The sequence below is a fragment of the Vibrio sp. R10-SG3-ISO10 genome (assembly GCF_059834185.1).
Genome location: NZ_JCBDHG010000023.1, coordinates 183,383 through 195,785, shown reverse-complemented (window position 1 = coordinate 195,785; position 12,403 = coordinate 183,383). Strand labels below are relative to the sequence as shown.

Below are 12,403 nucleotides of genomic sequence, written 5' to 3'. Positions count from 1 at the left end.
TCGTCTATATTAAGACTTAGACAGGTTGGTTTTATGAAAGCAAATAATGCTGAAACTCCTGATAGCTCAAATGGCGCAGATATCTTCAAGTGGATTGTCACTTTTGCTCTGCTAGCTGCCGCTGTTGTGGGTAATTACCTGTATGGTGAAATGTCTGTAGTGATTCGCGCTGCAGGTGTTGTTGTACTAATCGCTGCGGCACTTGGTGTTGCTGCTACAACAACTAAGGGTAAAGCTGCGATCGAGTTTGCAAAAGAATCGCGTATGGAAGTACGTAAAGTTGTTTGGCCTACACGCCAAGAAACAATGCAAACGACTTTGATCGTTTTAGCTGTAAGTATTGTAATGGCTCTAGTGCTTTGGGGCATCGACGGCATTATGGTTCGTCTTGTTGCTCTAGCAACTGGGGTATAGAGGGTTTTAATTCATGAGTGAAGCTCCAAAAAAACGCTGGTATGTGGTTCAAGCCTTCTCTGGATTTGAAGGTCGTGTAGCCCAATCTCTTCGTGAGCATATCAAAATGCACAGCATGGAAGAGCTGTTTGGTGAAGTTCTAGTTCCTACTGAAGAAGTAGTGGAAATGCGTGCAGGTCAGCGTCGTAAGTCTGAGCGTAAGTTCTTCCCTGGTTACGTCCTAGTTCAGATGATCATGAACGATGAATCATGGCACTTAGTACGCAGTGTGCCGCGTGTCATGGGCTTCATTGGTGGTACCTCTGATCGTCCAGCTCCTATCACTGATAAAGAAGCTGATGCGATTCTGAACCGTCTTGAGAAAGCGAGCGAAGCACCTCGTCCACGTACTATGTACGAAGCGGGTGAAGTGGTACGCGTTACTGACGGTCCATTTGCTGACTTCAACGGTACTGTTGAAGAAGTGGATTACGATAAGAGCCGAGTGAAAGTGTCTGTATCGATCTTTGGTCGTGCAACACCAGTTGAGCTTGAATTTGGTCAGGTTGAAAAACTTGACTAAGACTCTGTTTTTCAGAGTATAAAAAATCACCTTTTTAGGGTTGTATAAGGCGCGGATTATGACTATAATTTCGCGCCTTATTATTTTGGCTGAAGCAAAAGTTTCCATCCAAAATAACAAGTTTTTATATCAACGGGGAGCTGGTCAGTCGATTAGCGTTTGTACCCAAAATTAGGAATTATCATGGCTAAGAAAGTTGAAGCTTACATCAAGCTGCAAGTTGCTGCTGGTATGGCAAACCCAAGTCCACCGGTTGGTCCTGCACTAGGTCAACACGGTGTAAACATCATGGAATTCTGTAAAGCGTTCAACGCGAAAACAGAATCTATTGAGAAAGGTCTACCAACTCCAGTTGTTATCACAGTATACAACGACCGTTCTTTCACGTTCATCACTAAGACTCCACCTGCTGCTGTTCTTCTTAAGAAAGCTGCTGGCGTTAAGTCTGGTTCTGGTCGTCCAAACACTGAAAAAGTGGGTACTGTAACTGACGCTCAAATCCAAGAAATCGCAGAAACTAAAGCTGCTGATATGACTGGTGCTGACATCGAAGCAATGAAGCGTTCAATCGCTGGTACTGCTCGTTCAATGGGCCTAGTGGTAGAGGGTTAATAAGATGGCTAAACTAACTAAGCGCATGCGCGTAATCCGCGAAAAAGTTGACGTAACTAAAGAATACGAAATCAACGAAGCTGTTGCTCTTCTTCAAGAACTAGCTACTGCTAAATTCGTTGAGTCTGTAGACGTTGCTGTTAACCTAGGCATCGATGCTCGTAAATCTGACCAGAACGTACGTGGTGCAACTGTACTACCTCACGGTACTGGCCGCGAAATCCGCGTTGCAGTGTTCACTCAAGGTGCAAACGCTGAAGCAGCTAAAGAAGCTGGCGCAGACATCGTTGGTATGGAAGATCTTGCTGAGCAAGTTAAGAAAGGCGAAATGAACTTCGACGTAGTTGTTGCTTCTCCAGATGCAATGCGCGTTGTAGGTCAACTAGGTACTATCCTAGGTCCTCGCGGTCTTATGCCAAACCCTAAAGTTGGTACTGTAACTCCTAACGTTGCTGAAGCGGTTAAGAACGCTAAAGCTGGTCAGGTTCGTTACCGTAACGACAAGAACGGCATCATCCACACTACTATCGGTAAAGCAAACTTCTCTGCTGAGCAGATCAAAGAGAACCTAGAAGCTCTTCTAGTTGCTCTGAAGAAAGCTAAGCCGTCTTCTGCTAAGGGTACATTCCTACAGAAGGTTAGCATCTCTACTACAATGGGTGCTGGTGTTGCTGTTGATCAGGCTAGCCTGAACACTCTAGCAAACTAATAAATTTGCTTAGGCGTAGAATTAGTGTATAATTCTGCGCCTAATATTTGTGGTTGGGGCTGAACTTTGGTTCATTAAATTCTTCTAGAATTTGCTGTGAATTATGACCCAGTCTCCGTCCAAGACCGTAGGTGTCTGAGTTTGTTTGACAAATAAAGACTTAATCATCCTACGTAGATGGTGCCCGAACTGACAGAAAGCTCTATGTAAATAGTTAACTTTCTTCTGGGAAGCACCTCAATAGCTCTCACTGTTGTGATAATAGTGAGTGGTGTAACGACAACCAGGAGTAAATCCAAGATGGCTTTAAACCTTCAAGACAAAAAAGCAATTGTTGCTGAAGTCAACGAAGCTGCCAGTGGTGCACTTTCTGCAGTTGTAGCTGACTCTCGTGGCGTTGAAGTAGGCGCGATGACTTCTCTACGTAAACAAGCTCGTGAAGCGGGCGTTTACCTGAAAGTTGTTCGTAATACTCTAGCGCGTCGTGCGGTTGAAGGTACAGACTACGAGTGTCTAACTGACACTTTCACTGGTCCTACTCTAATCGCATTCTCTAACGAGCACCCAGGTGCCGCAGCGCGTCTTTTCAAAGACTTCGCTAAAGAGAACGACAAGTTCGAGATCAAAGCTGCTGCATTCGAAGGCGCAGTTACTGATGCTGAAGTACTAGCGACACTACCAACTTACGACGAAGCAATCGCACGCCTAATGATGTGCATGAAAGAAGCTTCTGCAGGCAAGCTGGTACGTACTATCGCTGCACTACGCGATCAAAAAGAAGAAGCTGCGGCATAAGCCTTGCTTTTTTCTGGTTGCTTAATAAACTTATTGTTGATTTAAAAGAGAATTGTTATGTCTATTACTAACGAGCAAATCCTAGACGCAGTTGCAGAAATGTCTGTAATGCAAGTTGTTGAACTAATCGAAGCGATGGAAGAGAAATTCGGCGTTTCTGCTGCTGCTGCTGTTGTAGCTGGCGGCGCTGCTGGCGGCGAAGCTGCTGCTGAGCAAACTGAGTTCGACGTAATCCTAGAATCTGCTGGCGGCAACAAAGTTGCTGTAATCAAAGCAGTACGTGGCGCAACTGGCCTAGGTCTTAAAGAAGCTAAAGCTCTAGTAGACGGCGCTCCTGCACCTCTTAAAGAAGGCGTAGAGAAAGACGAAGCTGAAGCTCTTAAAGCTCAGCTAGAAGAAGCTGGTGCAAGTGTTACTGTTAAGTAATTATTGCTTAGTTTCTTAGCCTAACGGCTAATGGCTGGTGGTTTTATAACCACCGGCCTTTTTGCGCTGTAGGGGTTGGGTGATTTTTCCGCTGTTTGAGCACCCAGATTCCTAGCAAAAAACATTTCATTAGCTCTTAATGAAATGTCACTACAATCAAACAGATGTTAGTCACTGTCTCATAACTATTGGAGACAGTTTGGGTCACTTATCAGCGAGCTGAGGAACCCCATGGTTTACTCTTATACCGAGAAAAAGCGCATCCGTAAGGACTTTGGTACTCGTCCACAAGTGTTGGACATTCCATACCTGCTATCGATCCAGCTCGATTCGTTCGAAAAATTCATCGAACAGGATCCTGAAGGTCAATACGGTCTTGAAGCTGCTTTCCGTTCTGTATTTCCAATTCAGAGCTACAACGGCAATTCCGAGCTGCAATACGTTAGCTACCGTCTTGGTGAGCCAGTTTTTGACGTTAAAGAATGTCAAATCCGCGGCGTAACTTATTCAAAACCACTACGCGTTAAACTACGCCTAGTTATCTTTGATAAAGACGCGCCAGCAGGTACTGTAAAAGACATTAAAGAACAAGAAGTCTACATGGGCGAAATTCCGCTTATGACAGACAATGGTACCTTCGTAATCAATGGTACCGAGAGGGTTATCGTATCCCAGCTGCACAGAAGCCCAGGTGTATTCTTCGACAGCGATAAGGGTAAGACCCACTCTTCAGGTAAAGTTCTATACAATGCACGCGTAATTCCTTACCGTGGTTCATGGCTTGATTTCGAGTTTGATCCTAAGGATAACCTATACGTACGTATTGACCGCCGTCGTAAGCTACCAGCATCTATCATTCTTCGCGCACTAGGTAAGACGACAGAAGAGATCCTGGACATCTTCTTTGAGAAGGTGAACTTCGAAGTGAAAGATCAAACTCTATTAATGGAGCTTGTTCCTGATCGTCTACGTGGTGAAACTGCGTCATTCGATATCGAAGCAAACGGCAAGACTTACGTTGAAACTGGTCGTCGTGTAACTGCACGCCACATCCGTCAGCTTGAAAAAGATGGCGTTGAGCACATCGAAGTACCTGTCGAGTACATCGTAGGCAAAGTTGCATCGAAAGATTACATCAACGAAGCGACTGGCGAGATCATTGTTGGTGCAAACCAAGAAATCAGCCTAGAAGCTCTAGCTAACCTTTCTCAAGCAGGCCACAAAGCGCTACAGACGTTATTTACTAACGATCTAGACCACGGTCCGTTCATGTCAGAAACACTACGCATCGACAGCACTGTTGATCGTATTTCTGCATTGGTAGAAATCTACCGCATGATGCGCCCTGGTGAGCCGCCAACGAAAGAAGCTGCTGAAGCACTATTCGAAAGCCTATTCTTCTCAGAAGAGCGTTACGATCTATCGACTGTTGGTCGTATGAAGTTCAACAGCTCTATCGAACGTGAAGATGCTCAAGAGCAAGGCACACTTGACGAAACTGATATCGTTGAAGTGATGAAGAAGCTTATCGCTATCCGTAACGGCATCGGTGAAGTGGACGATATCGACCACCTAGGTAACCGTCGTATCCGTTCTGTTGGCGAAATGGCAGAAAACCAATTCCGCGTTGGTCTAGTACGTGTTGAACGTGCTGTTAAAGAGCGTCTAAGCCTTGGTGATCTTGATGCAATCATGCCTCAAGACCTAATCAACGCTAAGCCTATCTCTGCTGCGGTTAAAGAATTCTTTGGCTCTTCACAGCTGTCACAGTTCATGGACCAAAACAACCCTCTATCAGAAGTAACGCACAAGCGTCGTATCTCTGCATTGGGTCCTGGCGGTCTAACTCGTGAACGTGCTGGCTTCGAAGTACGTGACGTACACGTAACTCACTACGGTCGTCTATGTCCTATCGAAACGCCTGAAGGTCCAAACATCGGTCTGATCAACTCTCTATCTGCGTTTGCGCGTTGTAACGAGTACGGTTTCCTAGAGACTCCATACCGTCGCGTAGTAGATGGCGTAGTAACAGACGAAGTAGATTACCTATCTGCTATTCAGGAAGGTCAGTACGTTATCGCTCAGGCGAACACTGTTCTTACTGAACAAGGCACATTCTCTGAAGAGCTAATCACTGCTCGTCAGAAAGGTGAATCTGGCCTACACCCACGCGAACATGTTGACTACATGGACGTTGCAACTAACCAGGTTGTATCTATCGCTGCATCGCTTATCCCGTTCCTAGAACACGATGATGCGAACCGTGCATTGATGGGTGCGAACATGCAACGTCAGGCAGTTCCAACACTTAAGGCTGACAAGCCTCTAGTTGGTACTGGTATCGAGCGTAACATTGCAGTTGACTCTGGTGTTACAGCGGTAGCGAAACGTGGTGGTGTAATCCAGTCTGTAGATGCTTCTCGTATCGTTGTTAAAGTAAACGAAGACGAGCTGATCCCTGGTGAAGCAGGTATCGATATCTACAACCTAACTAAATACACTCGTTCTAACCAAAATACGTGTATCAACCAGCGTCCATGTGTGATGCCGGGTGAACCAGTTGCACGTGGTGACGTTCTTGCTGATGGTCCTTCAACAGACCTTGGTGAGCTAGCACTTGGTCAGAACATGCGTATCGCATTCATGCCTTGGAACGGCTACAACTTCGAAGACTCGATCTTAGTATCTGAGCGCGTAGTTCAAGAAGACCGTTTCACTACGATCCACATTCAAGAGCTATCTTGTGTGGCGCGTGATACTAAGCTTGGTGCTGAAGAAATCACAGCTGACATTCCAAACGTAGGTGAGTCTGCTCTGTCTAAACTAGACGAGTCAGGTATCGTTTACATCGGTGCGGAAGTGAAAGGCGGTGACATCCTTGTAGGTAAAGTAACGCCTAAAGGTGAAACTCAGCTAACTCCTGAAGAGAAGCTACTACGTGCTATCTTCGGTGAGAAAGCGTCAGACGTTAAAGATACGTCTCTACGCGTACCAAACTCTGTTTCAGGTACAATCATCGACGTTCAAGTATTTACTCGTGACGGTGTTGAAAAAGACAAACGTGCACTTGAAATTGAACAGATGCAGCTTAAAGAAGCGAAGAAAGACCTTACTGAAGAATTCCAGATTCTTGAGGGTGGCCTTCTAAACCGTGTTAAAGCTGTACTTCTAGACGGTGGTTACACTGAAGCGAAACTAGACGCTATCGATCGTAAGAAGTGGCTAGAGCTAACGCTTGAAGATGATGCTCAACAGACTCAGCTTGAACAGCTAGCAGAGCAGTACGACGAGCTACGTGCTGACTTCGATAAGAAGTTTGAAACTAAGCGTCGTAAGATCACACAAGGTGATGATCTAGCACCTGGCGTACTGAAGATCGTTAAGGTTTACCTAGCGGTTAAACGTCGTATCCAGCCTGGTGATAAGATGGCGGGTCGTCACGGTAACAAGGGTGTAATCTCTAAGATCAACCCTGTTGAAGACATGCCTTACGATGAGAAAGGTCAGCCAGTTGACATCGTACTAAACCCACTGGGTGTACCTTCGCGTATGAACATCGGTCAGATCCTAGAAGTACACTTAGGTCTGGCAGCGAAAGGTATCGGTGACAAGATCAACCAGATGGTGAAAGAGCAGCAAGAGCTAGCTAAGTTCCGTGACTTCCTACAGAAAGTTTACGATCTTGGTGATACTCGTCAGAAAGTAGACGTTGCGTCTCTATCTGATGACGAAGTTCGCACGCTGATCAAGAACCTACGTGGTGGTCTACCGATCGCGACTCCAGTATTTGACGGTGCTTCTGAGCAGTCAATCAAAGAGCTATTGAAACTAGGTGACCTACCAGAATCTGGTCAGCTAACGCTGTTTGATGGTCGCACAGGTGATGCGTTTGAGCGTCCTGTAACTGTTGGTTACATGTACATGCTGAAACTGAACCACCTTGTTGATGACAAGATGCACGCTCGTTCAACTGGTTCGTACAGCCTAGTAACTCAGCAACCACTTGGTGGTAAAGCTCAGTTCGGTGGTCAGCGTTTCGGTGAGATGGAAGTATGGGCACTAGAAGCATACGGTGCTGCTTACACGCTTCAAGAAATGCTAACAGTTAAGTCGGATGACGTTAACGGCCGTACTAAGATGTACAAGAACATCGTAGATGGCAACCACAGCATGGAACCTGGCATGCCAGAATCGTTCAACGTACTGTTGAAAGAGATTCGCTCGCTAGGTATCAACATCGAGCTAGAAGACGAAGAGTAATCCCTTCTTTCTTAATTGAGAAAAGCGATTATTTGGTAGAAGGTGCTCACTTTTGCGGGTGAGCCCCTTTTAACTCCTTACAGGAGCTGATTGTGAAAGACTTATTAAACTTTCTAAAAGCGCAGCATAAGACCGAAGAATTTGATGCAATCAAAATCGGTCTATCTTCACCGGACATGATCCGTTCATGGTCTTTCGGTGAAGTTAAAAAACCTGAAACGATCAACTATCGTACGTTCAAGCCTGAGCGTGATGGTCTGTTCTGTGCGCGTATTTTTGGTCCAGTAAAAGACTACGAATGTCTTTGTGGTAAATATAAGCGTCTGAAACACCGTGGTGTTATCTGTGAGAAGTGTGGCGTTGAAGTTACACAAACTAAAGTTCGTCGTGACCGTATGGGCCACATCGAGCTTGCTTCACCAGTTGCTCACATCTGGTTCCTAAAATCACTGCCGTCTCGTATCGGTCTACTAATGGATATCCCTCTACGTGATATCGAACGTGTTCTTTACTTCGAAATGTACGTAGTAACTGAACCGGGTATGACTGATCTAGAAAAATCTCAGATGCTAACTGAAGAAGAGTATCTGGATCGCCTAGAAGAGTGGGGTGATGAGTTCACGGCTAAGATGGGTGCAGAAGCGATCAAAGACCTACTTGCGTCTATGGATCTACCTGCTGAAATCGAAGAAATGCGTGAAGAGCTTCAGTCTACTAACTCAGAGACTAAGCGTAAGAAGATCACTAAGCGTCTGAAGCTAGTTGAAGCGTTCGTTCAATCTGGTAACAACCCAGAGTGGATGATCCTTACTGTGCTTCCGGTACTTCCGCCAGATCTACGTCCTCTAGTACCACTAGATGGCGGTCGCTTCGCGACTTCTGATCTGAACGATCTATACCGTCGCGTAATCAACCGTAACAACCGTTTGAAGCGTCTACTAGAGCTTGCTGCTCCGGACATCATCGTACGTAACGAAAAGCGTATGCTACAAGAGTCTGTTGATGCACTTCTAGATAACGGTCGTCGCGGTCGCGCGATCACGGGTTCGAACAAGCGTCCTCTGAAATCTCTTGCTGATATGATCAAGGGTAAGCAAGGTCGTTTCCGTCAGAACCTTCTAGGTAAGCGTGTAGACTACTCTGGCCGTTCTGTAATCACAGTAGGTCCATACCTTCGTCTACACCAGTGTGGTCTTCCTAAGAAGATGGCACTTGAGCTATTCAAACCATTCATCTACAGCAAGCTAGAGACTCGTGGTCTTGCGACGACAATCAAAGCTGCTAAGAAGATGGTAGAGCGCGAAGAAGCGATCGTTTGGGATATCCTAGACGAAGTAATCCGCGAACACCCAGTACTATTGAACCGTGCACCTACACTTCACCGTCTAGGTATCCAGGCGTTCGAACCAGTACTAATCGAAGGTAAAGCGATCCAGCTACACCCACTAGTGTGTGCGGCGTACAACGCGGACTTCGATGGTGACCAAATGGCGGTACACGTGCCTCTAACTCTAGAAGCACAGCTTGAAGCTCGTACTCTGATGATGTCGACAAACAACATTCTGTCGCCAGCGTCAGGTGATCCGATCATCGTACCTTCTCAGGACGTTGTATTGGGTCTTTACTACATGACTCGTGACAAGATCAACGTGAAAGGCGAAGGTATGTACCTTGCTAGCCCAGCTGAGGCTGAGAAGGCATACCGTACTAAGACTGCTGAGCTACACGCTCGCGTTAAAGTTCGTATCACTGAGACTGTTAAAGACGAAGATGGCAACAGCACAACTGAGACTAAAATGGTTGATACAACTATCGGTCGTGCAATGCTATGGCAAATCGTGCCAGCAGGTCTTCCGTACAGCATCGTTAACCAAAAGCTAGGTAAGAAGCAGATCTCTCACCTACTTAACGAGGCTTACCGTAAGCTAGGTCTAAAAGACACTGTAATCTTCGCTGACCAAATCATGTACACAGGTTTCGCTTACGCGGCACTTTCTGGTGTATCTGTTGGTATCGACGACATGGTTGTTCCAGCAGCTAAGTACACTGAGATCGAAGAAGCGGAAGCAGAAGTTCGCGAAATCCAAGAGCAGTACCAATCTGGTCTTGTAACTGCGGGTGAGCGCTACAACAAAGTGATCGATATTTGGGCATCGACCAACGATCGCGTAGCTAAGTTGATGATGGAAAACCTATCTTCTGAAACTGTTGTTAACCGCGACGGTGAAGAAGAGCAGCAAGAATCATTCAACAGCATCTACATGATGGCCGACTCGGGCGCACGTGGTTCTGCAGCTCAGATTCGTCAGCTTGCAGGTATGCGTGGTCTGATGGCGCGTCCAGATGGTTCAATCATCGAAACGCCGATCACTGCGAACTTTAAAGAAGGTCTAAACGTACTTCAGTACTTTATCTCAACGCACGGTGCTCGTAAGGGTCTTGCGGATACAGCACTGAAAACAGCGAACTCCGGTTACCTAACTCGTCGTCTAGTAGACGTTGCTCAAGACGTTGTTGTACACGAGCATGACTGTGGCACCCATGAAGGTGTTGACATGATGCCGCACATCGAAGGTGGTGACGTTAAAGTTGCACTTTCTGAGCTGGCTCTAGGTCGTGTAGTTGCAGAAGATGTACTGAAGCCAGGTACTGAAGATGTACTGATCCCACGTAACACTCTAATTGATGAGAAGTGGTGTCAGATCATGGAAGAGAACTCAGTTGACCGCATGAAAGTGCGCTCTGTAGTTACCTGTGATGCAGACTTCGGTTGTTGTGCTCAGTGTTACGGTCGTGACCTAGCACGTGGTCACCTAGTGAACCAAGGTGAAGCAGTGGGCGTTATCGCTGCTCAGTCTATCGGTGAGCCGGGTACACAGCTTACGATGCGTACGTTCCACATCGGTGGTGCGGCATCTACTGCAGCAGCAGAGAACAGCATCCAAGCTAAGACGACTGGTACAGTTAAGCTACACAACGCTAAATTCGTTATCAACAAAGATAAGAAGCTTGTAATCACTTCTCGTGCTTCAGAGCTGACTATCATCGACGAATTTGGTCGTACTAAAGAGAAACACAAACTACCTTACGGTTCTCTACTATCTAAAGGCGACAACGACGCAGTTGAAGCCGGTGAAACAGTAGCGAACTGGGAAGCGCACACTATGCCAATCATCACTGAAGTGGCAGGTCGCATCCAGTTTGTGGACATGATCGATGGCGTTACAGTTTCTCGTCAAACAGATGACCTAACAGGTCTATCTTCAAGCGAAGTAACTGAAGCAGCAGCTCGCCCAGCAGCAGGTAAAGATATGCGTCCAGCTATCAAACTTGTTGATGCGCAAGGTAACGACGTAATGATCCCTGGTACTGAAATGCCAGCTCACTACTTCCTACCTGGTAAAGCGATTGTAAACATCGAAGACGGCGCAGAAGTAGGCGTGGGTGATACTCTATCTCGTATCCCTCAGAAATCTGGCGGTAACAAAGATATCACCGGTGGTCTACCACGCGTAGCTGACCTATTCGAAGCTCGTAAGCCGAAAGAGCCTGCGATTCTTGCTGAGCACACAGGTACAGTAAGCTTCGGTAAAGAAACGAAAGGTAAGCGTCGTCTAGTAATCACTCGTGAAGGCGGTGACGCTTACGAAGAGATGATTCCTAAGCATCGTCAGCTTAACGTATTCGAAGGCGAGAAAGTTGAACGTGGTGACGTGATCGCAGATGGTCCAGAGTCTCCACATGACATTCTACGTCTACGTGGTATCCACGCTGTGACTCAATACATCGCGAACGAAGTTCAAGAAGTATACCGTCTACAAGGCGTTAAGATTAACGATAAGCACATCGAAACTATCGTTCGTCAGATGCTACGTAAGTGTACAATCACGCACGCTGGCGACTCTACAGAGTTCCTAGTGGGTGAGCAGGTTGAATACGCGAACGTTAAGATTGCTAACCGTCAGCTAGAAGCTGAAGGCAAAGAGCTAGTTCGTTTCGAGCGTGAGCTACTTGGTATTACTAAGGCATCTCTAGCGACTGAATCGTTCATCTCTGCGGCATCGTTCCAGGAAACAACTCGCGTACTAACAGAAGCTGCGGTTTCTGGTAAGCGTGATGAGCTACGTGGTCTGAAAGAAAACGTAATTGTTGGTCGTCTAATCCCAGCAGGTACAGGTTTCGCTTACCACCAAGATCGTCAAGCTAAGCGTGTAGAAGAGCAAGAAGGTCCTTCAGCTGAACAAGCGACTGACAACCTTGCAGCGCTACTAAACGCAGGTTTCTCTGCAGACGAGTAATCGCTAGCTAAGAAATGACAAAAGGCACCTTCGGGTGCCTTTTTTGTTTTTGGAGAGCGGGTAGCGGGAACGGACTTTGTCCTATGGAAAACTGGATCGGGCTGCGCCCTACGAGAACACTGCGTTCCGAGAGTCGAGACTGGACTTTGTCCTTCGAGAGGTGTCCATTCCCGCATCCCGCATCCCGCATCCCGCATCCCGCATCCCGCATCCATAGCGAAGCGTTCCTAAGTAAAAAGGGTTGACGCAAAACGCCAACCCCTCAAAACTTTCTCGCTTCTCGCTTCTCGCTTCTCGCTTCTCGCTTCTCGCTTCTCGCTTCTCGCT

The 12,403-nt window shown here is 46.6% G+C and carries 8 protein-coding genes; all 8 read left to right on the top strand.

Going from position 1 to position 12,403, the window contains the following annotated elements:
• Window positions 1-33: 33 nt before the first annotated feature.
• The 8 genes from secE (at window position 34) to rpoC (ending at window position 12,076) form a co-directional block, all read left to right on the top strand.
• Window positions 34-414 (top strand): preprotein translocase subunit SecE, encoded by a 381-nt coding sequence (gene secE / locus AC6R16_RS19220; RefSeq protein ID WP_004747599.1) that lies wholly within the window; start codon window positions 34-36, stop codon window positions 412-414.
• Window positions 415-427: 13 nt separating this feature from the next.
• Window positions 428-976 carry a transcription termination/antitermination protein NusG gene (gene nusG, locus AC6R16_RS19215; protein WP_004415884.1) on the top strand — a complete coding sequence of 183 codons (549 nt, stop codon included), beginning with the start codon at window positions 428-430 and terminating at the stop codon, window positions 974-976.
• Window positions 977-1,159: 183 nt separating this feature from the next.
• A complete protein-coding gene (rplK, locus tag AC6R16_RS19210) occupies window positions 1,160-1,588 on the top strand; it encodes a 50S ribosomal protein L11 (protein WP_006957115.1) in 429 nt (142 codons plus the stop codon).
• Window positions 1,589-1,592: 4 nt separating this feature from the next.
• The gene (gene rplA / locus AC6R16_RS19205) at window positions 1,593-2,297 is read left to right on the top strand and encodes a 50S ribosomal protein L1 (protein ID WP_004747603.1); all 705 of its coding nucleotides are present in this window, start codon (window positions 1,593-1,595) and stop codon (window positions 2,295-2,297) included.
• Between the two features lie 300 nt (window positions 2,298-2,597).
• Entirely contained in the window at window positions 2,598-3,092 is a 495-nt protein-coding gene (rplJ, locus tag AC6R16_RS19200; protein WP_006957114.1) for a 50S ribosomal protein L10, read from the top strand.
• Between the two features lie 57 nt (window positions 3,093-3,149).
• Window positions 3,150-3,518, top strand: a complete 369-nt coding sequence (gene rplL, locus AC6R16_RS19195) for a 50S ribosomal protein L7/L12 (protein WP_004747612.1) — start codon at window positions 3,150-3,152, stop codon at window positions 3,516-3,518.
• Between the two features lie 231 nt (window positions 3,519-3,749).
• Complete coding sequence (gene rpoB, locus AC6R16_RS19190; protein ID WP_004747613.1) at window positions 3,750-7,778, top strand: DNA-directed RNA polymerase subunit beta; 4,029 nt, start codon at window positions 3,750-3,752, stop codon at window positions 7,776-7,778.
• A 92-nt stretch (window positions 7,779-7,870) separates the two neighbouring features.
• A complete protein-coding gene (gene rpoC, locus AC6R16_RS19185; protein WP_004747615.1) occupies window positions 7,871-12,076 on the top strand; it encodes a DNA-directed RNA polymerase subunit beta' in 4,206 nt (1,401 codons plus the stop codon).
• Window positions 12,077-12,403: the final 327 nt, after the last annotated feature.